Here is a 25,148-nt window from a genome sequence, read left to right on the forward strand (position 1 = left end):
CCCGTCCATCGTGCACCGGCCACCGGCGCGGGGGCCACGCCGAGCGCGGTCCCCGGACGGATCTCCGGGACATCTCGGGGTCCGGCCTCCTCCCCAGGTCCCGGTCGGTGCGGCGCGGGACCAGCTGGGAGACTGTGCGCATGACCGATTCGCACTCCCCCGACTCCGTTTCCGCTCCGGCACCCGCACCCGCCGCCCCCGTCGTCCTGGAGGTCTGGTGCGAGCTCCAGTGCCCGGACTGCCACGGCGCCCTGGACGACGTGCGCGCCCTGCGGGCCCGCTACGGCGACCGGCTGGACATCGTGCTGCGGCACTTCCCGCTGGAGAAGCACAAGCACGCCTTCGCCGCGGCCCAGGCCGCCGAGGAGGCCGCGGAGCAGGGGCAGGGCTGGCCGTACGCGGAGGCAGTACTGGCCCGCACCGCCGAGCTGGGCGAGCGCGGGGAAGCCGTGCTGCTCGACGTGGCGCGGGAACTGGGCCTGGACGCGGAGGAGTTCGACACCGCCCTGGTCGACGGGCGGCACATCCTGATCGTCGACGCCGACCAGGCCGAGGGCAAGGCGATCGGCGTGACCGGCACCCCCACGTACGTGATCGGCGGCGAGCGGCTCGACGGCGGCAAGAGCCAGCAGGGTCTGCGCGCCCGCATCGAGGCGATCGCCGACCGGCTGCTGGCGGGATGAGCGGCTAGAGCAGGTCCTTGGCGTAGTTCAGCGCCGTGGGCCGGTAGCCGAGGGACTCGTACAGGCGCAGCGCCGGGGTGTTGGTGCTGAACACCTGGAGGGCGAGGGTCCGGTGGCCGGCGGCGAGCGCCTCGCGTTCCGCGAGCAGCATCAGCGCGCGGCCGTAGCCGCGGCCGCGGTGGCCCTCGCCGACCTCGACCTGGAAGACGTACGCCTCCTCCTCGTGCGCGGCGAGCCACAGGTGGCCCACGGGGGCGCCGGCCGCCTCCAGGACGGCCAGGGTGACGCCCGCCGTGTCCCGGCCGTCCGGGAAGCGGGCCGCGTGGTCGGCCACCGCCCTCGCGCGGGCGTCGCACTCCGGCATCCCGCGCGCGGCCAGTTCCGCGGCGTAGCCGGCCGGCGACTCGGCGGACCAGGCCGCGTACTCGGCGTCCGTCATCGGGCGGGCCGTGACCCCGGCCGGCAGCGCGGGCGGCCCGGCCGGGAGCGGCTTCGCCAGGTAGCGGCTGTACTCGGTGTACCCGAGGGCCTCGGCCAGCCGCAGTCCGCCGGCCGACCCGGCGGGCACCGAGATCCGTACCCGTCGGCAGCCCCAGCCGCGCAGCACCTCCTCGGCGGCGAGCGCGGCGACGGTGGCTCGGCCCCGGCGGCGGTCCGGCGGGTCGATGACCAGGCCGCCGATCTCCCCGACCGCCGGTCCGAACGCGGTTCCGGCGCGGATCAGCAGCTCACCGACGCGCCTGCTGTTGACGCGTACCTCGTACGGGCGCGACCGGGCGCCGCCCTCGCCTTCCCGGAGCGGCCCGCTCGGCCGCAGTGTGGTGGTCATCGTCGAGTTCTACCCCCCGGGCGCCCGCCGCGACAGGGCGCGCGGAGCGTCTACGGGTCGAGGTCGGAGCCCGCACGCTCGTCGAAGATCCGCATCGCCTTGGCCGTGACGGGCCCCGGGACGGCCGTCAGGACGCGGTCGTCGACCCGGTGGACCGCCTGGACGTCGCGCAGGGTGGAGGTGAGGAAGACTTCCTCCGCACGCTCCAGTGCGTCGAGCGGCAGGTCGGTCTCCTTGGCGCCGGTCCACTCCACCACGAGGGCCCGGGTGATGCCCGCCAGGCAGCCGGAGGCGAGCGGCGGGGTGTGCAGCTCCCCGTCGAGGACGACGAACACGTTGGATCCGGTCCCCTCGCAGAGCCGGCCCACGGTGTTGGCGAACAGGGCCTCCGAGGCTCCGGCCGCGTGGGCCCGGGAGAGCGCGACCACGTTCTCGGCGTACGAGGTGGTCTTCAGGCCGGTCAGCGCCGAGCGCTCGTTGCGGACCCAGGGGACGGTGATCACGGCGGTGGTGTCGGGGCGCCGGGTGGTCTCGCCGACCGCGACGACCAGGGTGGGGCCGGTCCGTCCGCGCTCGGAGCCGAGCGGGGACACGCCGCCGGTGTAGGTGATGCGGAGCCGGCCGAGCGGCATCGGGTTGGCTTCCAGCACGGCGGCGCAGGCCCGGCGCACCTCGTCGAGGTCGGGGTCGGGCAGCCCGAGACCGCGGGCCGAGCGGGTCAGCCGGTCCAGGTGGCGGGTGAGCGCGAACACGGTGCCGTCCTGCGCCTTGAGCGTCTCGAAGAGACCGTCGCCCACGGTCAGCCCGTGGTCCAGTACGGACACCTTCGCCGCGTCCGCGTCCCGCAGCGCTCCGTTGAGCCAGATCCTCACCGTACGGTCCCTCCGCTCAGCCCATGCGCACCGTGTGCCTCGTGCGGCCCGTGCGTCTCGTGCGTTCCCGACGCTACCGCGAGGAGCCGGGCCGCCTTGAGTTCGGTCTCGGCCCACTCCCGGTCCGGATCGGAGCCCCAGGTGATTCCGGCGCCGGTGCCGAACCGCAGGCGGGGGCCGCCCGGCACCTCGCGGTCGATCCAGAAGGTGCGGATGCCGACGGCGAGCTCGCCGGTACCCCGGTCGGCGTCGACCCACCCGATACCGCCACAGTAAGGGCCGCGCGGGACCGTCTCCAGCGCCTCGATGATCCGCAGCGCCGAGGACTTGGGGGCGCCCGTGACGGAGCCGGGCGGGAAGGCCGCCTCCAGCAGCTCGGGCCATCCGGCGGCGTCGGCCAGCTCGCCGCTGACGGTCGAGACGAGGTGGACCAGGCCGGGGTGCTCCTCGACGGCGCACAGCTCGGGGACGGTGACCGAGCCCGGGGCGCAGACGCGGCCGAGGTCGTTGCGCACGAGGTCCACGATCATCACGTTCTCGGCGTGGTCCTTGGGCAGCAGGTCGGCGACGGTCCGGCCGGTCCCCTTGATGGGTCCGGACTCCACGTGCCGGCCGTCGCGGCGCAGGAACAGCTCGGGGGAGGCGGTGGCGATCTCGACCCCGTGGGCCGGCAGCCGAATCGTTCCTGCGTAGGGCGCGGGGTTGCCGCGCGCGAGCAGGGCGGTGAGCGCGTCCACGTCGGCCCGGGCCGGGTCGGGCAGCGGGGCGGACAGTACGCGGCAGAGGTTGGCCTGGTAGACCTCGCCGCGGGCGATGTGCTCGCGGACGCGGCGTACGCCGGCCACGTACGCGGCCCGGTCGAGCGAGGAGGTCCACTGGTCGGCGGCGGGCCCGCACCAGGCACCGGGGACGGGCGCGGGGACCGGGTCGGGGCGTACGTCTCCGAAGCGCGCGCACACCAGGCGCCCCTCGAAGTCCGCGGCCACCGCCCAGAAGCCGGTGGAGTCGAGGGCGGAGGGGTCGCTGGTGACGTCGCGGAGATCGGTCGCGAGGCGGCCGCCGAAGCGGGCCAGGGGAGGCAGGTCGTGCACGGCTGCGAGTCTATGACCGGTGACGCCGTGGCGCCGGAGAGGTGACGGCGGGGTGACCGGCGGTGATCGAGCGGCAGCACGCTGCGGAAACGCGTTTTTGAGCTGGCCCGGGAATCCGCTAGAGTTCAACACGTCGCCAGGGAGCGAAGGGGAACACCCCGGAGCGAACACGGCGACCTGCGGACGTAGCTCAGTTGGTAGAGCACCACCTTGCCAAGGTGGATGTCGCGAGTTCGAGTCTCGTCGTCCGCTCGAAGTGGGGGGTCTTCCCGAGAACCCCCGCAGCTCCTGGTGGAGTGGCCGAGAGGCGAGGCAACGGCCTGCAAAGCCGTCTACACGGGTTCAAATCCCGTCTCCACCTCCAAGGACGATTAGCTCAGCGGGAGAGCGCTTCCCTGACACGGAAGAGGTCACTGGTTCAATCCCAGTATCGTCCACTGGTCCGCGAGGACCACCCGCGCGATTAGCTCAGCGGGAGAGCGCTTCCCTGACACGGAAGAGGTCACTGGTTCAATCCCAGTATCGCGCACGCAGCACCGGCAACACCTGCTCCACCTGCGGCTTTCGAGCCGTTGCCCCGCGCGATTAGCTCAGCGGGAGAGCGCTTCCCTGACACGGAAGAGGTCACTGGTTCAATCCCAGTATCGCGCACCACCGAAAAGCCCCGGCCGTCTCCACGGCCGGGGCTTTCGCGTTCCGCCGGACGTCGCTCGTGCCGGGGCGGAACGTGAAAAAGGGTGCTGCCCGTCCGACTCCCCAGTCGTACGGGCAGCACCCTTCACCTGCCGTCCGTCGCACCCCCGTCCCCACGGGGTTCGACAGGGCGATGTCCCGGCCCGGGCCGCTCTCCCGGGCCTGGAGCGCCGCTCAGCGCCCCAGCATCGCGCCCACGGACGACGCCTGCGCCGCCACCTGCTCGAAGCCTCCGAAGAGGAAGAGCAGGAGGACGGCCAGGGGGAGCACCATGGCCGCCGCCACCAGTGGATGGCGCGTACCGGACTCGTGGCTGTTGAACGCGAATGCCTTGCGCCCCTGCCGTGCGGAGTCCGCCATGGTCCTCTCCCTGTCGTCTGGCAGCGGCGGGCATCCGACCTCGGGGGACGAGTGTGCCGCCCGCCGCTTGTTCTCAACACTAGGCGGGAGCAAGGCCCCTGGCCTCATGCCCTCGTACCCATTGCCGGGCCTCCGGGAGGATGAGGGACCGGCCTCCCGTGTACTCCCCTGGGTGGAGATCGCCCGCCGGCCATGAGGGTCTCCCCGGAAGGGATACCGGAGGGTAGTGACTTCGCTCACTTCCGTCACTACCCGCACGCGCGTGTCTTCCTCCGAAGGGTCCGCGCGCGGTGCGGCCGCCGCGGGTCCGGCCGCCCGCCCGGCGGCCGCCGCGGGGACCGGCCGAGGGGCCAATCGCCTTGGCGTGCGGGCCGTTTGGCGGTATCCGGCGGGTGCGGCCGGGCACCTGCCGAAACAGCTGAGCCACCCTCAAGTGGCGTGCCCCGCACTGACGATCGATTGTCCCGGCGAGGGCGCGGCCTCTGAGCGCTCGTGCCGGATGGTCCGTAAGCTGTGGCACGTCAACAGGACGACCGGGCAGCGGGGTGGACATGGCGATGATGCGGCTCCGGCGCGAGGACCCGCGTGTCGTCGGCTCGTTCAGGCTGCACCGGCGGCTCGGGGCCGGTGGCATGGGCGTCGTCTACCTGGGGTCCGACCGGCGCGGGCAGCGGGTCGCCCTGAAGGTGATCCGGCCGGACCTGGCGGAGGACCAGGAGTTCCGCTCGCGCTTCGCCCGTGAGGTGTCCGCGGCGCGGCGGATCCGCGGGGGCTGTACGGCCCGGCTGGTCGCCGCCGACCTGGAGGCCGAGCGGCCCTGGTTCGCGACGCAGTACGTGCCCGGCCCCTCCCTGCACGACAAGGTGGCCGAGGAGGGCCCGCTGACCGCCGCGCAGATCGCCGCGATCGGCGCCGCGCTGTCGGAGGGCCTGGTGGCCGTGCACGAAGCCGGGGTCGTCCACCGCGACCTCAAGCCCTCGAACATCCTGCTCTCCCCCAAGGGCCCGCGGATCATCGACTTCGGGATCGCCTGGGCCACCGGGGCGAGCACGCTCACCCATGTGGGTACGGCGGTCGGCTCACCCGGGTTCCTCGCCCCCGAACAGGTGCGCGGCGCCGCGGTGACCCCCGCGACCGACGTGTTCGCCCTCGGGGCCACCCTCGCCTACGCCGCGACCGCCGACTCGCCCTTCGGCCACGGCAGTTCCGAGGTCATGCTGTACCGCGTGGTGCACGAGGAGCCCCACTTGCAGGGGGTGCCGGACGCCCTCGCGCCCCTCGTCCGGGCCTGTCTGGCCAAGGATCCCGAGGACCGGCCGAGCACGCTCCAGCTGTCGATGCGGCTCAAGGAGATCGCGGCCCGCGAGGCGCAGGGGCTGGGCGAGGTGCGGCCGCCGGCGCAGCGCGCCCGTACCGAGCGGCCCACGGGGCGGCTGACCGAGCAGTACCCCGACCAGCGCACGGAGCGGCGTACCGGAGGCGGCGGCGCGGGCGGTGGCAGTGGCGCCACCCCGCGGCCGCAGGGCCCGCACAGCGGCCCGCACTCGCGGCCCTCGTCGCCCCGCAACCCGGGCTCGACCGCAGGGCGCAGCGGCGGCCGCCCGGCGCCGCGGACGACCGGCACCGGCCGCCGCCCGTCGCGGCCCGACCCGAAGCTGATGCGGCAGCGGCTGATCGTGTTCGTCGTGGTGACGCTGATCGTCGCGCTGGGCATCGCCGCCGCGCAGAAGCTCTAGATGCCGTCCGGGGCCGGAGCCACCGGCGGCCGGGTCGCGTAGAAGGCCACCGCCGAGGCCGCGGCCACGTTCAGGGAGTCGATGCCCTCGGCCATGGGGATCCGGACCCATTCGTCGGCGGCCCGCAGGGCGTACGTCGACAGGCCGTGGCCCTCGGAGCCGAGCATGATCGCCGAGCGCTCGAAGCGCTCCGGCGGAACCTGGTCCAGGGGGGTCGCCTTGGGGCTGGGCGTCATGGCGAGGAGCCGGTAGCCGGCCTCGCGGACCTTCTCCAGGTCGGCCGGCCACTGCTCCAGGCGGGCGTAGGGGACGGAGAACACCGATCCCATCGAGACCTTGATGGCGCGCCGGTACAGGGGGTCCGCGCAGTCCGGGGAGAGCAGTATCGCGCTGATGCCGAGCGCCGCCGCGCTGCGGAAGGCCGCGCCCAGGTTGGCGTGGTCGACGAAGCCCTCGAAGACGCCGATCCGGCGGCCGGCGGCCTCGTCGGCCAGCAGTTCGTCCGGCGCCGGGAGGGGCTTGCGCTGCATCGACGCCAGGGCGCCGCGGTGCACGTGGTAGCCGGTGACCCGTTCGGCGAGCTCGGGGGTGACGGCGTAGACCGGGGCGGGCAGCTCGTCGATGACGTCGCGCATGACGTCGACCCACTTGGCGGAGAGCAGCATCGAGCGCATCTCGTAGCCGGCGTCCTTGGCACGTCTGATGACCTTCTCGCCCTCGGCGATGAAGAGCCCTTCGGCGGGTTCGCGCCTGCGCCGCAGTTCGACGTCGGTCAGGCCCGTGTAGTCGCGCAGGCGCGGGTCGTCGGGGTCGTCGACGGTGATGAGATCAGCCACAGGGTGATACTGCCTTGTCCTGGGTTTGGTGCCAACGGCCCGGTCAGGCGCCGGCGAAGGTCTTCAGGCCGTCGGGGCGTTGACCGCGACGACGGCGCCGATGACGATGACGGCCGGCGGGCGGACCTCCTGCGCGCGCACCGTCTCGCCGACCGTGGCCAAGGTGGCGTCCACGCGGCGCTGTGTCGCGGTGGTGCCTTCCTGGACGACGGCGACCGGGGTGTCGGCGGGACGGCCGTGCCGGACCAGGGCCTCGGCGATCAGGCCGATCTTGTCGACGCCCATCAGGATGACGAGGGTGCCGGTCAGCTTGGCGAGCGAGGCCCAGTCCACGAGGGAGCGCGGGTCGTCGGGGCCGACGTGACCGCTGACGACGGTGAACTCGTGCGCGACGCCCCGGTGGGTGACCGGGATGCCGGCCGCGCCGGGCACCGAGATGGAGCTGGAGATGCCCGGGACGACGGTGCAGGGGATGCCGGCCTCCGCGAGGGCCTGGAGCTCCTCCATGCCGCGGCCGAAGACGTACGGGTCCCCGCCCTTGAGCCGGACCACGGCCTTGCCGGCCTTGGCGTGCTCGATCAGGGCGTTGTTGATGGCCTCCTGGGCCATGAAACGGCCGTACGGGATCTTCGCCGCGTCGATCACCTCGACGTGGGGCGGGAGTTCGTCGAGGAGGTCGCGCGGGCCGAGCCGGTCGGCGATGACCACGTCCGCCTCGGCGAGCAGGCGCCGGCCGCGCACGGTGATCAGGTCGGGGTCGCCGGGGCCGCCGCCGACCAGGGCCACGCCCGGGGTGTGGCCGCGCCGACGGGCGGAGACGAGGGAGCCGTCCCGCAGCCCCTCCACCACGGCGTCGCGGACGGCGGCGGAGCGGCGCGGGTCGTTGCCGGTCAGCACGGCCACGGTGACGCCGTCGACGCGGCCGGTTGCGGGCGTCCAGGCGGTGGCGGCGGAGGCGTCGTCGGCGCGCACGCACCACACCCGCTCGCGCTCGGCCTCGGCGGAGGCCCGGTCGTTGGCCTCGCGGTTCTGGGTGGCGATCAGCGCGTACCAGGCACCGGCCAGGTCGCCGTCCTCGTAGCGGCGGCGCTCCCAGCGGATCTCCCCGGTCTCGGCCATGGCGTCCACGGAGGGGGTGGCCGAGGGCGAGACGAGCAGGACGTCGGCCCCGGCCGCGATCAGCGCGGGCAGCCGGCGCTGGGCGACCTGGCCGCCGCCGATGACGACGACGCGGCGGCCGGCGAGGCGCAGACCGACGGGGTACGCGGGGTGTTCGGCCATGGCGGTGCGGCTCCTGATACGGCGGTGTGTCTACGGCCGCTGCTGCGCTGGAGCGGCTGGTCCGGGGTGACGTGCGGTTTTCGGGTGTGCGGGTCCACGATACGACCCGGCGGTCGCACCGCTGCGAGGGCAGGCGCTCTGCTGTCCGCGCCCGCTCTCGCGGCGGTGGCCCGCGGCTACTTCTCGGTGACTCCGGCCGAGTCGAAGGTGGCGACCTCGTGCATGGCGCGGGCCGCGCTCTGCACCAGCGGGAGGGCCAGGAGGGCGCCCGTGCCCTCGCCGAGCCGGAGGTCGAGGTCGACCAGGGGGCGCAGGCCGAGCTTGTTCAGGGCCGCGACGTGGCCCGGCTCGGCGCTGCGGTGGCCCGCGATGCACGCCGACAGGGACTCGGGGGCGATGGCCCGGGCGACGAGGGCGGCCGCGCCCGCGCTGACGCCGTCCAGGATCACCGGTGTGCGCAGGGAGGCGCCGCCGAGCAGGAGGCCCACGATCGCCGCGTGCTCCAGGCCGCCGATGGCCGCGAGGACGCCGATCGGGTCGGCCGGGTCCGGCTGGTGGAGTTCCAGGGCGCGGCGGACCACCTCGACCTTGCGGGCGTGCGTCTCGTCGTTGATGCCGGTGCCCCGGCCGGTGACCTCGGCCGGGTCCACTCCGGTGAACACCGAGATCAACGCGGCCGAGACCGTGGTGTTCGCGATGCCCATCTCGCCCGTGAGCAGGGCCTTGTTGCCCGCCGCGACCAGGTCGCGGGCGGTTTCGATGCCCACTTCGATGGCCTGGACCGCTTCCTCCCGGGTCATCGCCGGACCGGTCGAGAGGTCGGCCGTGCCGGGGCGGACCTTGCGCGGAAGCAGGCCGGGCGTGGCCGGGAGGTCACCGGCGACGCCGACGTCGATCACGCAGACCTCGGCGCCCACCTGGTTGGCGAAGGCGTTGCAGACGGCTCCGCCGCCCAGGAAGTTGGCCACCATCTGGGTGGTGACCTCCTGGGGCCAGGGGGTCACGCCCTGGGCGTGCACCCCGTGGTCACCGGCGAAGATCGCGACGGCGGCCGGCTCGGGGATCGGCGGCGGGCAGACCCGGGACAGGCCCGCCAGCTGGGCGGAGATGATCTCCAGCATGCCGAGCGCGCCGGCCGGCTTCGTCATCCGCTTCTGCCGCTCCCAGGCCTCGCCGAGCGCCTTCGCGTCGAGCGGGCGGATGCCGGCGACCGTCTCGGAGAGCAGGTCGTGCGGTTCCTCGCCGGGCAGCGCGCGGCGCCCGTACGTCTCCTCGTGGACGACCCAGGCCAGCGGCCGGCGCTGGGACCAGCCGGCCTGCGCCAGCTCGGGTTCGTCCGGGAACTCGTCGACGTACCCGACGCACAGGTACGCGACGACTTCGAGGTGCTCGGGCAGTCCGAGCTCGCGCACCATCTCGCGCTCGTCGAAGAAGCTGACCCAGCCGACACCGATGCCTTCGGCGCGCGCGGCGAGCCAGAGGTTCTCGACGGCGAGGGCCGAGGAGTACGGGGCCATCTGCGGCTGGGTGTGCCGGCCGAGGGTGTGCCGGCCGCCGCGGGTGGGGTCGGCGGTGACGACGATGTTCACCGGGGTGTCGAGGATGGCCTCGATCTTGAGTTCCTTGAACTGCTTCGCCCGGCCCTTGGGCAGCGACTTCGCGTAGGCCTCGCGCTGGCGCTGGGCGAGTTCGTGCATGGTCCGGCGGGTCTCGGCCGAACGGATGACGACGAAGTCCCAGGGCTGGGAGTGGCCGACGCTGGGCGCGGTGTGCGCGGCTTCGAGGACGCGCAGCAGGACGTCGTGCGGGATCGGGTCGGGGCGGAAGCCCTTGCGGATGTCGCGGCGCTCGCGCATGACGCGCTGGATGGCCTCGCGGTCGGCTTCGGCGTAGGCGGGGGCCGGTTCGCCGGGGGCGGAGGCGGGGGCGGGTGCGAGGAACTCGGGGGCCTCGGCGGCTTCGGCCTCGGCTTCTGCGGGGGCTTCGTCCACGGCCGGGAGGGGCTCGGCGGGCGCCGCCGCGGTGGGCTGCGGTACCTGGGCGGCGGCGGGTTCCGCGGGCGCGGCCTCGGCGGCGAGCGGCTCCGGCTGGGCCGGGGCGGCAGCGGCTTCCCCAGCGACGGGTGCCTCGGTGACGGGTGCCTCGGTGACGGGTGCCTCGGTGACGGGTGCCTCGGTGACCGGTGCCTCGGCGGGCTGCGGGGCGACCGGCACGGCCTCGGGCTCCACGGCGGCCACCGGGACCGGGGCGGGCTCCGGCTGCGGCTCGGGCTGCGGGACGGCCTCCACCTGCGCGGGCTCGACGGCCGCGACGGGCTCCGCCTCGGCGGCGACGGGCGCGGGTTCGGTGACCGCTACGGGCTCGGGCACGGCGACGGGCTCGGGCACGGCTACGGGCACGGCGGGCGGCTCCGGCGCGGCCTCGGGTTCCACCGCGGCGGCCGGCTCCGCGACCGGCTCCGGGGCGGCCTCCGCGACCGGCTCGGGGGCGGGCTCCGCGACCGGCTCCGGGGCGGGCTCGACCGGCTGCGGCTGCGGCTCCGGTTCGACGACGGGCACGGGCGCCGGGGCGGCGGCCTCGGCCACCGGCTCCGCCGCCCACGGGGTCCCGGCCTGCGGCGGCGCCTCGGCCGGCTGCGGCTGCGGCGGGGCCGGTACGGCGGCGGCCTCGGCGGCCTCCTCCGGCTGCTGCGGGACGTCAAGGTACTCCGGGCCCGTGGTGGGCGGCCCGGACCTGCGCACGGGGATCGGCGTCACCGGCGCGGTGGCCGGGCCCCGGTCCGCGAGCGACCGTACGACTCCCCCGGCCTCCGGTACGGCCGGCCCCATGTGCAGCGGGCGCCGGGCCGTGGCGGCGGGGGCCACCGGCGCGGCGGCCGGCGGCGGGACCACGAGGCCGCCGAGGTCGAGCGCCCCGGAGTCCCGGCCGCCCGTCTCGTGCGCGCCGGCGCTGTACCCGGGCTCGGGCTGGGCGGCCTCGGGGAAGCCCGGCTGCGGGGGCGCGGGGTAACCGGCGTCGGGGTAACCGGGGTAGCCGCTGCCCGCGGCCGCGCCCTCGGCGTACGAGGGCTCGGTGTAGCCGCCGGTGTGCTCGGTGTAGAGCGGCTGCGGGTACTCGGGGTACGCCTGCGACGGCTCGACGGGGAAGGCGGGGGCCGGCGGGACGGGCTGCGGGTCGCTCCACGCGCCCTGGCCGCTCGGCATGAGCAGGAGTTCCTCGTCCTCGGCCTCGGTGGAGTCGTCCACCAGGTCCTGGAAGGCGTAGCCCGCGGGGGCCTGCGGGGGGACGGGGGGAAGGGGCGCGCCCTGAGCGGGGATGCCCTGCTGATCCACCATGCCCGCGTTGTCCGGGTGACCCTCGCCCGGGACCTGGCCGGTGTCAGTCATGCGTACCCCTCGCCCATCGGTGTTGCCTCTTCGATCGCCCGGTCGCCCACTGGGCCGCCGCGCGGAGTTGCCGTGCGGGGTTGCCGTGAGCCGCGTTCGCCTCAGGTGCGCCTGCACAACAACTACTGAGCATTGTCGCGCTCGTCAGCCGCCGTGTGGGCCATAAAGCTGCACGGTCCGCTGTGGACTGCGCCACGTCCCGCGTCCTGCCAGGGCAGTACGACGATCGGTCAGCCTACCCCGGGGGCGGCGTCGGGTCCCGTCCGGGCGGTCCGGGGCCGTTCGGCTGCCAGCAGGAACACGACGGAACGGTCCTGTTCGTCCCAGGTGCGCGTGTCGAGTCCGACGGACTGGAGCAGCGCGCACTCGACGGCGTACCCGTGTTCGGTGAGCACGCGGCCGATGGCCTCGGCCTCGTCGCGGGTGGAGGCGTGGCTGACGATCCGTTCGGGCCGGCGGTCGGCGACGGCCGAGACCACCGGGGCTCCCCCGCCGCCGACGCGCACGACGTCGGGTTCGGGCAGGTCTTCGAGTACGACGGGGGCGCGGCCGGCAACGACCTGGACCTGAACTCCACGCGTACGGGCGAGGGCGGTTACGCGTTCGCAGGCGCCCGGGTCGGCTTCGACGGCGATGACGGCGGCGCCGAACGCGGCGGCGTCCACGGCGAGTGCGCCGGAGCCGGCGCCGATGTCCCAGACCAGGTCGCCGGGGCGCGGGCCGAGTCGGGCGAGCTGGGCGGCGCGCAGCGGGGCCGACTCGCCTTCGCCGGTGCCGGGCCGGGGCCGGGCCCAGCCGCGTTCGGCGGTGCGGGCGGGGTTCTGGCCGAGCAGCCAGGCCGGTTCGGCGGCGGCGGGGGCCTGGCCGCCGATGACGATGACCACGTTGGGGTCGCGCCAGGCGTGGTCGGCCGCCTTGTCGGAGGTGAGGACGGTGACCCGTTCCCGGGTGGTGCCCAGTTCCTCGCAGATCACGAAGGTGCGGTGGACCGGGCCGAGCAGCAGGGCGAGTTCGGCGGGGCCGGCACCGGGCGAGGTGAGGACGGCGACCTTGGCGTGGGCGCGGCAGACGTTGACGGCCCGGCGCAGGGTCCGCGGGTGGGCGACGACCACCTGGGCGTCGTCCCACGGCATCCCGGCGCGGGCGAAGGCGGCGGCGACGGAGGAGACGGCGGGGACCACCTCGACTTCGAGGCCGTACTCGGGGGCGCGCAGGGTGCGTACGACTCCGAAGAAGCCGGGGTCGCCGTCGGCGAACACGACGGCGGTGCCGCGGTGGCCGGCGATCCGGCGGGCGGCGAGGCCGAGGCTGCCGAGGCGGATGCGTTCGGCGGTGGGCGGGACCTCGGGCAGTGCGAGGTGGTGGGCGGCGCCGGCCACCAAGGTGGCGGCCGAGAGCGCGGACCGGGCGGCCGCGGTCAGCGCGGAGCCGTCCCAGCCGATCACCGTGACCCGGTCGGCCATCGTCGTCAGTCTCCTGGGGTGGGGGCAGGCGAAGCTTCGTCGGGTGGGGCGGGCACGGTGAGACTACCTGGTCGGGTCAGTTCCGGTCGGCGCCGACGGTGTGGCCGCTCACGTCGGCCCGCTCCCGGAACTCGTAGCGCTCCCCGTAGCCGGGGTACTCGTCGTAGCCCTCGGTGTCGTCGAGGTCTTCGGGCACGAGGCCCCACACGATGAGGTCGCTGCGGGTCTCGGTCCAGCTGCCGTCCGCCGTCTGGGTGCGCACTATGCACGCGTTGCGCAGGACGCCCTCGCTGATGCAGCCGATCTTCTGGGCCACTTGCTGGGAAGCGGTGTTGTCGGCGGCGGTGCGCAGTTCGAGGCGCTCGAAGCGGCGGTCGCTGAAGAGCCACTGGGCGACCGCGCGGACGGACTCGCTGGCGTAGCCCTCACCGCGGGCCCAGGGGGCGGTGAGGTAGCCGGCCTCGGTGGTACGGGTGCGCCAGTCGGTGTTGCGCAGGTGCACGGCGCCGACGAGGCGGTGGGTGAGGAACTCGGTGACGGCGAGGACGATGCCGCGCCCCTCGGTGCGTTCGGCGTGCGAGCGCCGGGTGGCCCAGTCGTGGGCGTCGGCCCGGGTGTAGGGGTGGGGGGCGGAGGTCCACGCGATGACCTGCTCGTCGTTCATCATCTCGGCGAGCGCGGTGACGTCCTCTTCCTCGAAGGGGCGCAGCACCAGCCGGTCCGTGCTGATGGTGACGTCCGGGAAGGTGGTAGTCATGCGCAGCTCCATGCCTGAGACCGTGGTGCGACCGTGGTGCGGGAGGACCGTTCGTGCGGGTCGTAGGCCACAGCATGCAGCATCGGAGTGGTGATGTGCAGGGCCGGGCTGCCCGGATGCGGGCAGGCGCCGGCCCCGCCCGCCCGGGGGGGCCGGCGGGGCCGAATGCCCTGGCGGGTCAGGCCTTGGGGGTGCCGAAGGCCGGGGTGACCGAGCCCTGGTACTTGTCCTCGATGAACTTCTTGACCTCGTCGGAGTTCAGGAGCTTGGCGAGCTTCTGGACGCGCGGGTCGTCCTGGTTGCCGTCCTTGACCGCCAGGAAGTTGGCGTAGGGGTTGCCGTCGGCCTTCTCCAGGATCAGCGCGTCCTTGGCGGGCTCGAGCTTGGCTTCCAGCGCGTAGTTGCCGTTGATGACGGCGGCGTCCACGTCGTTCAGGGCGCGCGGGACCGTGGCGGCCTCCAGCTCCTTGAACTCCAGGCCCTTCTTGTCGGTGATGTCGGACAGCTTGGCGCCGGTGCCGACACTTTCCTTGAGGGTGATCAGGTTGTTGGCGGCGAGCAGCTGGAGCGCGCGGCCCTCGTTGGTGGTGTCGTTGGGGACGGCGATCGTCTGGCCGGCCTTGATGTCACCGACGGCCTTGACCTTCTTGGAGTAGAGGCCGAGGGGCTCCAGGTGAACGTTCACGACGGGCACGATGTGGGTGCCGTTCTTCTTGTTGAAGTCGTCGAGGTACGGCTTGTGCTGGAAGTAGTTGCCGTCGACCTGGCCCTGCTCGGTGGCGGTGTTGGGCAGGACGTAGTCGGTGAACTCCTTCACCTCCAGCTTGAGCCCTTCCTTGGCCGCCAGCTTGTCCTTGACGAAGTTCAGGATGTCGGCATGGGGGCTCGGGGAGGCCGCGATGACGAGCGGCTTGCTCTCGTCGGCCTTGCCGCCGTCGCCCTTGGCGGAGGACGGGTCCGAGGAGCTGCCGCAGGCCGTGAGGCCGAGGGCGAGCGCGGCGGAGGCGGCGGCGAAGGCGGTGAGCTTGAAGTTCTTACGCACGAAGAGTGCCTTTCATTGCGGTGCGGGTCCCGCGCGGGTCTCGCGCGGTTCTCGCGGGTGGTGGCCCAAGCACGACAAGTGCGGGCTTTCTGGGGGGTGGGAAGTCCTGGCGGTCCGGCGCCGGGTCAGGCGCTGCGGCCGCGGCGGGCGAGGACGCGTACGACGCCGTCGCCGATCAGCTGGATGACGGTGACGAGTGCGATCAGCACGACGACGGTTGCGACCATGAAGCCGGTCTCGAAGCGCTGGAAGCCGTACGTGATGGCCTTGGAGCCGAGTCCTTCGCCGCCGACCGCGCCCGCCATGGCCGAGTAGCCGACCAGGGTGATGACGGTCGTGGTGACGCCGGCGATCAGGGAGGGCAGGGCCTGCGGCAGCAGCACCTTGCCGACCAGGGTCGGCACACCGCCGCCCATGGACTCGACGGCTTCGACGAGACCGGGGTCCACCTCGCGCACGGCCGTCTCGACGAGCCGGGCGAAGAAGGGGACGGCGCCGATGGCGAGCGGGACGATCATGGCGGTGGGGCCGATGAAGGTGCCGACCACGGCGGTGGTGACGGGGATCAGGGCGATCAGCAGGATGATGAACGGCAGCGAGCGGCCGATGTTCACGACCACGCCGAGCGCCTTGTTGAGCGGCTGGTTGCGGAGCAGGCCGCCGCGGTCGGTGAGGACGAGGAGGATGCCGATGGGCAGTCCGCCGGCGACGGTGACCAGCGTCGACCACAGCACCATGTAGAGGGTGTCGTAGGTGCCCTGGGTGAGCAGGGGCTGCATTTCGGACCAGGTCACTTGGCACCGTCCTTGACGAGCTCGGCGAGCTCCGCGTCAGCGATCACGTCCACGTCCTGCTCCACGTCGGCCTGGTCTTCGACCACCTCGACCTGGAGGCCCTGCTCCCGCAGGAAGCCGACCGGGACCACGTTGTCCTCGTAGCGGCCGGGCAACTCGATGCGCATCCGGCCGATCTGCCTGCCGGCGACGGTGTCCATCGCCGCGCCCAGGATCGAGATGTCGATGTTGTACGTCCGGGCGAGCTGGGAGACGACCGGCTGGGTCGCTGCTTCACCGTGGAAGGTGACGTCGATGACCGTGCGGTCGGGGCCGGTGGCGGCGCCGCTGACGGGGAAGAGCTCACCGGCGAGTTCGGAACCGGGGGTGGCCAGCAGTTCGGAGACGGTGCCGGACTCGATGACCCGGCCGCCCTTCATCAGCGCGGCGGAGTCGCAGACGGCCTTGACCACGTCCATCTCGTGCGTGATGAGCAGCACGGTCAGGCCGAGCTGGCGGTTGAGGTCGCGCAGCAGCTGGAGGATGGAGCGCGTGGTCTCGGGGTCGAGGGCACTGGTGGCCTCGTCGGAGAGCAGCACCTTGGGGTCGCCGGCCAGGGCGCGGGCGATGCCGACGCGCTGCTTCTGGCCGCCGGAGAGCTGACCGGGGTACGCCTTGGCCTTGTCGGCGAGGCCGACGAGGTCGAGCAGTTCGGCGGCCTTGCGGGAGCGCTCGCGGCCGGAGACGCCGAGGATCTCCAGGGGCAGCTCGATGTTGCCCTGGACGGTGCGCGAGGACAGCAGGTTGAAGTGCTGGAAGACCATGCCGATGCGGCTGCGGGCCTGGCGCAGCTCCTTGCCGGCCCGGCGGCCGCGGCCGCCGAGCGCGGTGAGGTCGACGCCGTCGACGGTGACCGTGCCGCTGGTGGGGCGTTCCAGCAGGTTGACGCAGCGGATGAGGGAGGACTTGCCGGCGCCGCTCTGGCCGATGACTCCGTAGACCTCGCCCTCCCGTACGTGGAGGTCGACGCCGTCCAGGGCGGTGACCTCGCGGCCACGGGACTTGTAGACCTTCGTGAGGCCCGATGTGGTGATCACAGGATTTCCGTCGCTGTCGAGTGCGCGGCGCAGCGGGGTGCCGGGCACGGGGCAAACATCTGGCACGCGATACGGGTCACACCGTCACGAAGGGGTGAGGCGGACGCGTGCGCGGGGCGGGAGCGTTTCCGGGTGTCACACGGTGGTGTCCACGGGGCTCGGCCGGTCTCGCTTCGGGGCGCGAGACTGCGGGGAAGGGGCCCTCAGAAGGCGCACATTCGACACATACAACGAGCACCGGGCGTCATCGTCGCCTCGGTCGCAAGGGTGCGGCTGCTCGTCGTGGTCATGGGCTCAGTAAAGCAGACCTCTCGGCTCAGCGTTCAACGCTGTCCGCATACCGGACGCTTTTGGTTCGCATGCCGGACGGCTGCGGGGGCCGACGCAGAGCGGGCGCCGGGCCCTCCAGGGGCGCGCGCGGCGGATCTTCCGCCCCGTAATACCCTCGCTGCATGCTCGACGCCCTGACGGCCGCCCTCGGCGCGGCCGCACTCGCCCTCGCCGCCTGGTGCGGTTTCGCCGCGCTGCGGAACCAGCCGACCAAGGACTGGCACTTCATCGGCATGGCCGTGGTGACCGTCCTGGTCCTCGCCCAGCTGGTGGTCGGCCTGGTCAAGCTGGGCTCGGGCGAGAAGCCGGAGCAGGGCACGGTGCTGTTCGTGGCCTACCTGCTCGGTGCCTTCGCGGCGGTCCCGGCGGCCGGACTGCTCTCGCTCTCCGAACGCACCAAGTGGGGTTCGGTCACGGTGGCGGCGGGTGCGGTCGTCCTCGCCGTCCTCGAAGTACGCCTCTACGACATCTGGGGAACCGCCGGTGCCTGATCTGCCCGACACCGATTCCGCCGCGGCCGACACCGCCGGGGCGCCCGTGGGACGCGAGCGGCTGGTCTCCGGGCCGGGGCTGCTGCTGGTCTGGCTGTACGGGGTGATCACGGTGGGCGCGGTGTCGCGCTCGGCCTACCAGATCTCCACCGAGTTCGACCGGGCGCCGCTGCCGTACTCGCTGTCCGCGGTGGCCGCGCTCGTGTACGTCTTCATCACGTACTCGCTGGTGCGGGGCGGCGAGGGCGCCCGCAAGGCGGCGCGCTTGTGCTGCGCCGCCGAGCTGACCGGTGTGCTCGTCGTCGGGACCTGGACCCTCGTGCGGCCCGAGGCCTTCCCGGACACGACCGTGTGGTCGCAGTTCGGTATGGGCTACCTGTTCATCCCGGTGATCCTGCCGGTCACCGGGATGCTCTGGCTGCGCGCCAAACGCTGAGCCGCGGACGGTTCTGACGCGGGCTCAGGCGCTGACCGCGAAGTCGGACGCGTCCTTCGCTTCCTTCTCCAGGATGACGAGGTGCACCCCGTCGGAGGCGGTCCGGTCGCCGACCCGGACGTAGCCCGCCTTGCGGTAGAGCCGCAGGTTGGACTCGCTCTTGTGGCCGGTGTGCAGCCGGAACCGGCTGGTGCCGCTGTGGCCCGTGAGGGCCTCTTCCACCGCGCGCAGCAGCCGGGCGCCGAGCCCGTGGCCCTGGAGCCGGGGGTGGACGCACAGCTTGGCGATCTTGCCGGTGCCGTCCGCGTCGACGTTGCCGCGCACCGTGCCGACGACCTCGTCGCCGAGCCGGGCCACGAGCACGGTGTCGGTCTCGAGCTCCGACTTGAGGGAGTCGAGGGTCTGGGTGAGCGGCTGGATGCGGTAGTTGCCGTAGAGCTCGGCCTCGCGCTGGAACGCCAGGTACTGGAGCTTGAAGATCTGCTCGACGTCCTCGGCGACCGCCGCCGAAATGGTCACGCTCATACCCATGTGCGCATGCCTCCAGCTCACCTGGTAGCCCGTTGGTCTACCGCTCCATTCCCCGAAGGCGTGGAGCCGCAACCTCTGCAGCCAGCATTCTGCGCAGACATCCCAGGCAACGGGAACGCACAGGCCCCAAACTTCCTTGTGAGATACCCAACTCTCCTGCGATTTCACGGTATGTGAGGTCCCTCGGCGAAAGAAGTGCCCCTATGAGTTCCGGACAGCGTCCGGGCAACCGGGCGACGGCCGATCGAAGGACCCGCCGCTGCTCCCCGTGCAGCAGCGCGTCCTCGGGATCGGCGCCGGCGCAGCCGGGCCGGGCCCCGTAGGGCACTTCGCGCAGGGCCCGGCGGCGGGCCCGGCGGGCCTCGGCGCGCACCGCCCGGCGCAGCCAGCGGGCCCGCTCGGCGGAGGCCTCGCCCGCGGCCCCCGCCGGTCCCGGGGCGGCGGGCCCGCGTTCCAGCAGCCTGACCCAGACGGCTTGCTCCAGGTCGGCGGCGTCCACCCCGGCGGCGGGGGCCTCCGCGGCGGCCTCGGCGGAAAGCAGCGGCCCCAGCTCGTCCAGCAGGTCGGTGTCCTTCATCGCGTCCATGCCGGGCGGGACGCGGGGCCTGTGCCCGGCGGTTTCCCCGCCGGGCACAGCACACTCGTACGAGTAACTCCGCCCGGCCGTTGACGCCGGCCGTCCGGCGCTACGGCCGGGGGCGCCGGCCCGGCCGGAAGGCCTCGGCCGCCAGCAGCCCGGTGTCCGGGTTGTCGGTGAAGATGCCGTCGATGCCGAGCTCGAAGTACCTGCGGAAGGCGCCGAAGGCGTCCCCGTAGGCGGCCGGATCGGTGCCCTTGCGGTACTCGGCCGGCAGGAAGCTGTTCTCGTTGCGCGCGGTGTAGGGGTGCAGGACCAGCCGCTGCGCGTGCGCGTCGCGCACCAGGGTGGTCGGCGTGCCCAGCTTGCCGTCGGCCCCGCGCGGCACGATCAGGTCGAGGGTGGGGCCGATGCCCTGGGCGAAGCCGGCGATCCACTTGAGGCCCCCGGGTGTGACGAGGTCGGCGACGGTGCGGGGGTCCCCGGCCAGTTCGAAGTCCCAGGGGCGGGTGTTCGCCGCCCCGAGCAGCACCACGCGGGGCGCGGAGACCAGCCGGGAGAGGCGCTGGATGCTGGACGGCTCGAAGGACTGGAGGAACAGCGGCGCGTTCTTCCGGTCGCGGCCGTAACGGCGCAGCAGCTTCGCGAGGGGCTCCTCCAGGCCGAGGCCCAGTGCCCGGAAGTAACTGGGGTGCTTGGTCTCGACGTGCAGCCAGACCCGCTTGCCGCGCCGCCGGCCCTCCTGGTCGGCCCAGCGCAGCACCTCCTCGAAGGTCGGCACGTCCCAGCGGCCGTCGTAGAGCGTGTTGCGCTGGCGTACGGCCGGGATGCGTTCCTTCGCCCGCAGGGTCTTGAGCTCGGCGAGGGTGAAGTCCTCGGTGAACCAGCCGGTGACGGAGACCCCGTCGACGGACTTGGTGGTCCGCCGGGAGGCGAACGCGGGGTGGTCGGCGACGTCGGTGGTGCCGCCGATCTCGTTTTCGTGACGGCACACCAGATGGCCGTCCTTGGTGGGGACCAGGTCCTGCTCGATGACGTCGGCGCCGAGGTCGAGCGCCAGTTGGTACGAGCCCAGGGTGTGCTCGGGGCGGTAGCCGCTGGAACCGCGGTGACCGACGATCAGCGGCACCGGGAGGTCCCGGTAGCCGCCCTCGTGGCCGCCGCCCGCGGCCGCCGCGGCGGCCGGGCCCGCCGCCAGTCCGGTGATCCCGGTCCCCGCCGCGAGAACCGCGGCCCCCAGGACCGTACGCCGTGCTGCCCCACCCTGCGCCATGAGTGTCACTCCCTGTGTCTGAGGGGTCGCCCGCCCCGGAACCTCCAGGTCAGACGGCCGGACCGGCCCGCCGATGGTAGGCAGCCGGGGGTGGCGGGCAGGGGTGCCCGGGCGGAACTTGGCGCAAACACGCGTCAACAATGGGTATCCGACACGTGAACCCGATGTGCGATCAGTGATGACCCGCGAGTATCGTCCTCACCTGCACTACCACCGTGTGGTGCGAAGCCGCTTTTCGAAGCCGGAGGGCTCACGTTGTTCCGTACCGCGTTCATCAAGGCCACCGTAGGACCGGTCATGCGGCTCATGTTCCGCACCCGGGTGGAGGGCGTCGAGAACATCCCGGGCACCGGTCCGGTGATCCTCGCGGGCAATCACCTCACCTTCATCGACTCGATGATCCTGCCGCTCGTCTGCGACCGCACGGTCCACTTCATCGGCAAGGACGAGTACGTGACGGGCAAGGGCCTCAAGGGCCGGCTGATGGCGTGGTTCTTCACCGGCTCCGGCATGATCCCCGTCGACCGGGACGGCGCGAACGGCGGAGTCGCGGCCCTGATGACCGGCCGCCGCATCCTCGAAGAGGGCAAGATCTTCGGCATCTACCCGGAGGGCACCCGCTCCCCCGACGGCCGGCTCTACCGCGGCCGCACCGGCATCGCCCGCCTCACCCTGATGACGGGCGCGCCCGTGGTGCCGTTCGCGGTGATCGGCACGGACAAGCTCCAGCCCGGCGGCAAGGGCATGCCCCGCCCGGGCCGGGTCACCATCCGCTTCGGCGAGCCGATGGAGTTCTCCCGCTACGAGGGCATGGACCGCGACCGCTACGTGCTGCGCGCCGTCACCGACTCGGTGATGGCCGAGGTCATGCGGCTGTCGGGCCAGGAGTACGTGGACATGTACGCCACCAAGTTCAAGGAAGCCGCCTAGTACTACTGCCGTCGAAGTGACCGGCTGACGCCCGCCGCGGTGGTGGTGGCGAGGACCCAGCCGGTCACGATCAGCAGGTACGACAGCCACTGGTACCAGCCGCCCGGCGCGAAGGCCTCCTCCTGCCCGAAGCCGATGATCGGCAGCATCAGGTCGATGGTGTAGAAGACCGGATTGAAGTCGGGCGCCTCCCCCGGTTTGAGCGGCCGCGGATGGTGCAGGGCGTACGCGAGCGAGCCCGTCACCAGCAGCGCCAGCAGCCAGCCCGCCGCGCGCAGCGGGCGGAACCCGTAGCCGACGGTGGCGTCCTGGAGCAGTCCCCAGAGCCTGGCGTGCCTGGGCAGCGTGCTGCGGTGCCTGCGGAGCTTGGCGAGCTGGACGGTCCGGGCCGCCTCCTCGTCCCCGGCCGTCCGGCAGGCCGCGGCGAGCTGCTCGTAGGCGTACGGGAGGTACCCGGACTCCTCGCGCTCCAGCGCGGGCAGCCGCTGCTCGGCGGGCAGGTGCGGGGCCAGGGTGCGGTAGGTCAGGCCGTCCACGGCGATCCGCTCGGGCCAGCTCCGCGGCTCTATGTGGAGCATGTCGAGGGTGGACCGGCGCAGGTTCACGTTGCCCTGGATCGGCGGGCACCCGCGCAGCCACAGCTCGCCGATGGAGCAACTGGAGGCCCGCAGGGCGGTGCCGCCGGGGTTACCGAGGTCGCTGCGGGTGAGGTTGGCCTGCCCGGGGATGCGGGATCCGGTGAGGTTGACCATGCCGCGGGCGTGCAGCCGGTGGGCGCGCAGGTCGGTGCCGACGGTCAGCGTCTCGGCGTGCAGGGCTATCGCGCCGGGGGCGAGCAGGCGGGCGCCGTCGAGCTGGACCTGTCCGCCCACGGTGGCGCCGTTCAGGCGGAATTGGCCGTGGACGGTCAGGTCGTTGGCGATGATGTCGGTGCCGATCTCGGCGTGGTTGAGCTGGAGCGCGGCCTCGCCCGCCTCCGCCCCGGGGACCGGTTCGATCACGGCTCCCTGGAGGAAGATGCCGCCGACGATCCGGGCGCCCTGGAGGCGGACGGGCCCGGTGATCCGGCAGCAGGACAGCCGCAGGACCACCTCGACGCGCACGGTGGCGGCGGTCAGGCCGGGCAGCGTCGAGTAGCCGAGGACGAGCGCCTTCAACTGGGCTCCGTACAGGAGCGGTTTGCGCTCGAACCAGCAGTCCCGCAGCCGGATCGGGTGGTCGACGACGGCGTACCTGAGGTCGAGTTTGCCGATGATCCGGGCGCCCTTGACCTTGAGCCCGGCGACCTGGCCCGCCTCGGCCGGACCGGCGCCGAGCAGGAGGGCCCGGAGCACCTCGGCGCGGACGGTGCGCTCCGGCCCCCACCCGGCCCCGTCGACGGAGCTGTCCCCGGGTTCTTCGCGGAAGTCGACGCCCGCGCCGCGCGGGAAGGCGTCCCACACGCGGCGTTCGGCGGGCGTCAGGCCGTTGATCTCGATCTCCACCGCCGGATGGTGTCCGGTGGGTGGACGGAGTGTCAACTCTGGCCGGAACGGGCCGTCTTGGTGTGGCTCAGTGCTCGACGCCGTCCTGGAGCTCCTGGCCGCGCAGCAGGAACCAGGCGGCCGCGGCGGTGGCCAGCAGGACTGCCGCGCCGACGCCGGAGGCGAACCGCAGCCCGTCCACGAAGGCGTCCTGGGCCGCGCTGACCATCGCCTGGGCGGTCTCCGGGTCCAGCGGCCGGCCCGCCTCGACGGCGCCGCCCAGCGATTCGTGCGCCGCGCCGGCGACCGGCGCGGGGACCGAGTCCGGGGCGGCGAAGCTCTGGTAGACGCCGGTCACGATGGACCCGAGCAGGGCGATGCCGAGCGCGGCGCCCAGCTCGTAGGCGGTCTCGGACACCGCCGACGCCGAACCGGCCTGCTCCTTGGGCACGCTGGAGAGGATCACGTCGGCGGTGACGGTGAAGGAGAAACCGGCGCCGAGTCCGACGACGAGCAGGGCCGCGCCGAGCAGGGGGTAGCCGCTCTCCTTGTGGAGCAGCGTGAGCGCGCCCAGGGCCAGGCCGATGGCGGCGAGGCCGCCGCTGACGATCACCCGGACCGAGTACCTGCGGGCGTAGCGGCCGGCGAGCAGTCCGGTGGCCACGGCGCCGATGGCGGCGGGCAGTTCGGCCAGACCGGCCTCCAGCGGGTCGCGTCCCTGGACGAGCTGGAGGAACTGGGAGAGGAAGAAGACGAGTCCGGACAGCCCGAACACGGTGAGCAGGTCGGCGAGGACCGCGCCGGAGAAGCCCCGGTGCTTGAACAGCCGCATGTCGAGCAGCGGCGCGCTCAGCGCGAACTGGCGCCGGACGAAGGCGTACAGGGCGCCGGCGCCGAGAACGGCGGCGGTGGCGACCTCCCAGGTGAGGCCGTGGGTGGCGGCTTCCTTGACGGCGTAGACCACACCGATGACGCCGACGAGCGAGAGGCCGACGCTGGGCAGGTCCCAGGGACCGGCGACGGGGTTCTTCGACTCCGGCAGCAGCTTGATGCCGACGATGACCAGCACGGCCATCACGGGCAGGTTGATGAGGAAGACCGAACCCCAGTAGAAGTGCTGGAGCAGCGCTCCGCCGACGACGGGCCCGACGGCGGCGCCCGCCGATGCGGTGGCGCCCCAGATGCCGATGGCCAGGCTGCGCTCGCGCGGGTCGTGGAAGATGTTGCGGATCAGCGCGAGGGTGGACGGCATCAGGGTCGCGCCGGCCACGCCGAGCAGCGCCCGGGCGGCGATCATCATCTCGGGGCTGGTCGCGCAGGCGTTCAGCACGGAGACGGCGCCGAAGGCGGTGGCGCCTATGAGGAGCAGCTTCTTGCGGCCGATCCGGTCGCCGAGCGAGCCCATGGAGACGAGCAGACCGGCGATGACGAAGGAGTAGATGTCGCCGATCCACAGCAGCTGGGTGCCGGACGGCTTGAGGTCCTCGCTGAGGGACGGGGTGGCGAGGCCGAGTACGGTGGCGTCGACCGCGACCAGCAGGACGGCCAGGACGAGCACGGAGAGCGCGAGCCACCGGCCGCCGCTCTTCGCCTCCGTCCCCTTCTGCCGTGTGAGCTGTTCGGTACGGGTCATTTCTCCACACTCCGTCGTGCGCCACCGAGCAACAGCTCGATGATCATGTACTGGAAGTCCTTGGCCGCGACCCGGCCGTCCATGACGGCCCAGGCGCAGGTGCCGATGAGGCCGTAGAGGGCCTCGGTGAGCCAGGCGGGGCTCAGGTCGATCCGGATCGTGCCCTCGTCCTGGCCGCGCCGGAACAGGGCGCTGACGCGGGCGTCGAGCCGGGACCACCCCTCGTGGACCTGATCGCCCTCGAAGAGCTGGTTCTCGGTGACGAGGAAGGCCAGCAGCTGGGCATTGGGTTCGGTCTCCCCGACGAGGCGCCTGAGCGCCTCGACGGCCGTGCCCTCGCCGAGGCGGGCGTTGTCGAACGCCACCTCGAACTCGCGGATGCCCATTTCCTCCAGGGCCCGTACGAGGGCGTCGCGCCCGGCGAAGTGCCGGTGGAGGGTTGCACGGCCGATGCCGGCGGCGCGGGCGACCTCGTCCATCGTCGCGGTCGATTTCCGGGAAAGCAGGGCGGCCGCGTCGCGGAGCACCTGGTCACGATTCATGGCCATGAGACAACGATACACCAAATGAGACATTGATGTCTCA

General features: G+C 73.1%; 23 protein-coding genes and 5 tRNA genes. 10 read left to right on the top strand and 18 right to left on the bottom strand.

Features of this window, described 5'->3' with window-relative positions; translation table 11 throughout:
- The first annotated feature begins 140 nt into the window (after positions 1 to 140).
- A complete protein-coding gene (locus ACWGH1_RS14660; RefSeq protein ID WP_453356195.1) occupies positions 141 to 683 on the top strand; it encodes a DsbA family protein in 543 nt (180 codons plus the stop codon).
- A 4-nt stretch (positions 684 to 687) separates the two neighbouring features.
- On the opposite strand, the gene ACWGH1_RS14665 is transcribed toward ACWGH1_RS14660, so the two are convergent.
- The 3 genes from ACWGH1_RS14665 to ACWGH1_RS14675 are packed head-to-tail and all read right to left on the bottom strand — an operon-like array spanning position 688 to position 3,475.
- Complete coding sequence (locus ACWGH1_RS14665) at positions 688 to 1,512, bottom strand: GNAT family N-acetyltransferase (RefSeq protein ID WP_453356194.1); 825 nt, start codon at positions 1,510 to 1,512, stop codon at positions 688 to 690.
- 50 nt (positions 1,513 to 1,562) lie between these two features.
- The gene (locus ACWGH1_RS14670; protein ID WP_453356193.1) at positions 1,563 to 2,384 is read right to left on the bottom strand and encodes an aminotransferase class IV; all 822 of its coding nucleotides are present in this window, start codon (positions 2,382 to 2,384) and stop codon (positions 1,563 to 1,565) included.
- The gene (locus ACWGH1_RS14675; protein ID WP_453356192.1) at positions 2,381 to 3,475 is read right to left on the bottom strand and encodes a chorismate-binding protein; all 1,095 of its coding nucleotides are present in this window, start codon (positions 3,473 to 3,475) and stop codon (positions 2,381 to 2,383) included. The genes ACWGH1_RS14670 and ACWGH1_RS14675 overlap by 4 nt, the downstream gene beginning before the upstream one ends.
- 179 nt (positions 3,476 to 3,654) lie before the next feature.
- Here ACWGH1_RS14675 and ACWGH1_RS14680 point away from each other — a divergent pair.
- The 5 genes from ACWGH1_RS14680 to ACWGH1_RS14700 all read left to right on the top strand — a co-directional run bounded on the left by ACWGH1_RS14680 (position 3,655) and on the right by ACWGH1_RS14700 (position 4,129).
- Positions 3,655 to 3,727, top strand: a tRNA-Gly gene (locus ACWGH1_RS14680).
- Positions 3,728 to 3,765: 38 nt separating this feature from the next.
- A tRNA-Cys gene (locus ACWGH1_RS14685) sits at positions 3,766 to 3,839 on the top strand.
- Position 3,840: 1 nt separating this feature from the next.
- Positions 3,841 to 3,912, top strand: a tRNA-Val gene (locus ACWGH1_RS14690).
- A gap of 20 nt (positions 3,913 to 3,932) precedes the next feature.
- Positions 3,933 to 4,004, top strand: a tRNA-Val gene (locus tag ACWGH1_RS14695).
- Between the two features lie 50 nt (positions 4,005 to 4,054).
- Positions 4,055 to 4,129, top strand: a tRNA-Val gene (locus ACWGH1_RS14700).
- 213 nt (positions 4,130 to 4,342) lie between these two features.
- Here the strand turns inward: ACWGH1_RS14700 and ACWGH1_RS14705 are convergent.
- Positions 4,343 to 4,528, bottom strand: coding sequence for a hypothetical protein (locus ACWGH1_RS14705; protein WP_361318526.1), 186 nt, complete (start codon positions 4,526 to 4,528; stop codon positions 4,343 to 4,345).
- A gap of 545 nt (positions 4,529 to 5,073) precedes the next feature.
- Between ACWGH1_RS14705 and ACWGH1_RS14710 the strand changes: the two genes are divergently transcribed.
- Positions 5,074 to 6,264 (top strand): serine/threonine-protein kinase, encoded by a 1,191-nt coding sequence (locus tag ACWGH1_RS14710; RefSeq protein ID WP_453355269.1) that lies wholly within the window; start codon positions 5,074 to 5,076, stop codon positions 6,262 to 6,264.
- Here the strand turns inward: ACWGH1_RS14710 and ACWGH1_RS14715 are convergent.
- The 8 genes from ACWGH1_RS14715 to ACWGH1_RS14750 form a co-directional block, all read right to left on the bottom strand.
- A complete protein-coding gene (locus ACWGH1_RS14715; protein ID WP_453355268.1) occupies positions 6,261 to 7,100 on the bottom strand; it encodes a TrmH family RNA methyltransferase in 840 nt (279 codons plus the stop codon). The genes ACWGH1_RS14710 and ACWGH1_RS14715 overlap by 4 nt on opposite strands.
- A gap of 63 nt (positions 7,101 to 7,163) precedes the next feature.
- Positions 7,164 to 8,381, bottom strand: coding sequence for a uroporphyrinogen-III C-methyltransferase (gene cobA, locus ACWGH1_RS14720; RefSeq protein ID WP_453355267.1), 1,218 nt, complete (start codon positions 8,379 to 8,381; stop codon positions 7,164 to 7,166).
- Between the two features lie 176 nt (positions 8,382 to 8,557).
- Entirely contained in the window at positions 8,558 to 11,767 is a 3,210-nt protein-coding gene (gene cobT, locus ACWGH1_RS14725; protein ID WP_453408692.1) for a nicotinate-nucleotide--dimethylbenzimidazole phosphoribosyltransferase, read from the bottom strand.
- A gap of 230 nt (positions 11,768 to 11,997) precedes the next feature.
- A complete protein-coding gene (gene cbiE / locus ACWGH1_RS14730; RefSeq protein ID WP_453354600.1) occupies positions 11,998 to 13,230 on the bottom strand; it encodes a precorrin-6y C5,15-methyltransferase (decarboxylating) subunit CbiE in 1,233 nt (410 codons plus the stop codon).
- A 76-nt stretch (positions 13,231 to 13,306) separates the two neighbouring features.
- Positions 13,307 to 13,987: a GNAT family N-acetyltransferase gene (locus tag ACWGH1_RS14735; RefSeq protein ID WP_453354601.1), complete on the bottom strand. Its 681-nt coding sequence runs from the start codon at positions 13,985 to 13,987 to the stop codon at positions 13,307 to 13,309.
- Positions 13,988 to 14,165: 178 nt separating this feature from the next.
- Positions 14,166 to 15,029, bottom strand: coding sequence for a MetQ/NlpA family ABC transporter substrate-binding protein (locus ACWGH1_RS14740; RefSeq protein WP_453354602.1), 864 nt, complete (start codon positions 15,027 to 15,029; stop codon positions 14,166 to 14,168).
- A 125-nt stretch (positions 15,030 to 15,154) separates the two neighbouring features.
- Positions 15,155 to 15,823, bottom strand: a complete 669-nt coding sequence (locus tag ACWGH1_RS14745; RefSeq protein ID WP_453354603.1) for a methionine ABC transporter permease — start codon at positions 15,821 to 15,823, stop codon at positions 15,155 to 15,157.
- Positions 15,820 to 16,899 carry a methionine ABC transporter ATP-binding protein gene (locus ACWGH1_RS14750; protein ID WP_453354606.1) on the bottom strand — a complete coding sequence of 360 codons (1,080 nt, stop codon included), beginning with the start codon at positions 16,897 to 16,899 and terminating at the stop codon, positions 15,820 to 15,822. Before ACWGH1_RS14750 ends, ACWGH1_RS14745 begins: the two co-directional genes overlap by 4 nt.
- 452 nt (positions 16,900 to 17,351) lie before the next feature.
- On the opposite strand from ACWGH1_RS14750, the gene ACWGH1_RS14755 reads away from it, so the two are divergent.
- Together ACWGH1_RS14755 and ACWGH1_RS14760 are read left to right on the top strand one after the other, a co-directional pair.
- A complete protein-coding gene (locus tag ACWGH1_RS14755) occupies positions 17,352 to 17,720 on the top strand; it encodes a hypothetical protein (protein ID WP_453354604.1) in 369 nt (122 codons plus the stop codon).
- Between the two features lies 1 nt (position 17,721).
- Positions 17,722 to 18,156 carry a hypothetical protein gene (locus ACWGH1_RS14760; protein ID WP_453354607.1) on the top strand — a complete coding sequence of 145 codons (435 nt, stop codon included), beginning with the start codon at positions 17,722 to 17,724 and terminating at the stop codon, positions 18,154 to 18,156.
- 24 nt (positions 18,157 to 18,180) lie between these two features.
- On the opposite strand, the gene ACWGH1_RS14765 is transcribed toward ACWGH1_RS14760, so the two are convergent.
- From ACWGH1_RS14765 to ACWGH1_RS14775, 3 genes are all read right to left on the bottom strand, one after another.
- A complete protein-coding gene (locus tag ACWGH1_RS14765) occupies positions 18,181 to 18,687 on the bottom strand; it encodes a GNAT family N-acetyltransferase (RefSeq protein WP_453354605.1) in 507 nt (168 codons plus the stop codon).
- A 37-nt stretch (positions 18,688 to 18,724) separates the two neighbouring features.
- Complete coding sequence (locus ACWGH1_RS14770; protein WP_453408693.1) at positions 18,725 to 19,273, bottom strand: sigma-70 family RNA polymerase sigma factor; 549 nt, start codon at positions 19,271 to 19,273, stop codon at positions 18,725 to 18,727.
- 100 nt (positions 19,274 to 19,373) lie between these two features.
- On the bottom strand, positions 19,374 to 20,537 hold the full coding sequence (locus ACWGH1_RS14775; RefSeq protein WP_453357740.1) for a glycerophosphodiester phosphodiesterase: 1,164 nt from the start codon (positions 20,535 to 20,537) through the stop codon (positions 19,374 to 19,376).
- Positions 20,538 to 20,834: 297 nt separating this feature from the next.
- Here ACWGH1_RS14775 and ACWGH1_RS14780 point away from each other — a divergent pair, with 297 nt between their 5' ends.
- Entirely contained in the window at positions 20,835 to 21,467 is a 633-nt protein-coding gene (locus ACWGH1_RS14780; protein ID WP_453355118.1) for a lysophospholipid acyltransferase family protein, read from the top strand.
- A gap of 2 nt (positions 21,468 to 21,469) precedes the next feature.
- Here the strand turns inward: ACWGH1_RS14780 and ACWGH1_RS14785 are convergent, their stop codons facing one another.
- From ACWGH1_RS14785 to ACWGH1_RS14795, 3 genes are all read right to left on the bottom strand, one after another.
- Positions 21,470 to 22,945: a membrane-associated oxidoreductase gene (locus ACWGH1_RS14785; protein ID WP_453355121.1), complete on the bottom strand. Its 1,476-nt coding sequence runs from the start codon at positions 22,943 to 22,945 to the stop codon at positions 21,470 to 21,472.
- Positions 22,946 to 23,018: 73 nt separating this feature from the next.
- Positions 23,019 to 24,563 carry an MFS transporter gene (locus ACWGH1_RS14790; protein ID WP_453355119.1) on the bottom strand — a complete coding sequence of 515 codons (1,545 nt, stop codon included), beginning with the start codon at positions 24,561 to 24,563 and terminating at the stop codon, positions 23,019 to 23,021.
- Positions 24,560 to 25,111, bottom strand: a complete 552-nt coding sequence (locus ACWGH1_RS14795) for a TetR/AcrR family transcriptional regulator (RefSeq protein ID WP_453355120.1) — start codon at positions 25,109 to 25,111, stop codon at positions 24,560 to 24,562. Before ACWGH1_RS14795 ends, ACWGH1_RS14790 begins: the two co-directional genes overlap by 4 nt.
- Positions 25,112 to 25,148 lie beyond the last annotated feature (37 nt).

This window comes from Streptomyces sp. NPDC054883 (genome assembly GCF_053610645.1).

Coding starts and splice junctions, on each gene's coding strand:
- cobA (WP_453355267.1), bottom strand. CDS start 8,381: ATGGCCGAACACCCCGCGTACCCCGTCGGTCTGCGCCTCGCCGGCCGC.
- ACWGH1_RS14780 (WP_453355118.1), top strand. CDS start 20,835: ATGCGGCTCATGTTCCGCACCCGGGTGGAGGGCGTCGAGAACATCCCG.
- ACWGH1_RS14770 (WP_453408693.1), bottom strand. CDS start 19,273: ATGGACGCGATGAAGGACACCGACCTGCTGGACGAGCTGGGGCCGCTG.
- cbiE (WP_453354600.1), bottom strand. CDS start 13,230: ATGGCCGACCGGGTCACGGTGATCGGCTGGGACGGCTCCGCGCTGACC.
- ACWGH1_RS14775 (WP_453357740.1), bottom strand. CDS start 20,537: ATGGCGCAGGGTGGGGCAGCACGGCGTACGGTCCTGGGGGCCGCGGTT.
- ACWGH1_RS14765 (WP_453354605.1), bottom strand. CDS start 18,687: ATGGGTATGAGCGTGACCATTTCGGCGGCGGTCGCCGAGGACGTCGAG.
- ACWGH1_RS14755 (WP_453354604.1), top strand. CDS start 17,352: ATGCTCGACGCCCTGACGGCCGCCCTCGGCGCGGCCGCACTCGCCCTC.
- ACWGH1_RS14665 (WP_453356194.1), bottom strand. CDS start 1,512: ATGACCACCACACTGCGGCCGAGCGGGCCGCTCCGGGAAGGCGAGGGC.
- ACWGH1_RS14660 (WP_453356195.1), top strand. CDS start 141: ATGACCGATTCGCACTCCCCCGACTCCGTTTCCGCTCCGGCACCCGCA.
- ACWGH1_RS14790 (WP_453355119.1), bottom strand. CDS start 24,563: ATGACCCGTACCGAACAGCTCACACGGCAGAAGGGGACGGAGGCGAAG.
- ACWGH1_RS14705 (WP_361318526.1), bottom strand. CDS start 4,528: ATGGCGGACTCCGCACGGCAGGGGCGCAAGGCATTCGCGTTCAACAGC.
- ACWGH1_RS14735 (WP_453354601.1), bottom strand. CDS start 13,987: ATGACTACCACCTTCCCGGACGTCACCATCAGCACGGACCGGCTGGTG.
- cobT (WP_453408692.1), bottom strand. CDS start 11,767: ATGACTGACACCGGCCAGGTCCCGGGCGAGGGTCACCCGGACAACGCG.
- ACWGH1_RS14795 (WP_453355120.1), bottom strand. CDS start 25,111: ATGGCCATGAATCGTGACCAGGTGCTCCGCGACGCGGCCGCCCTGCTT.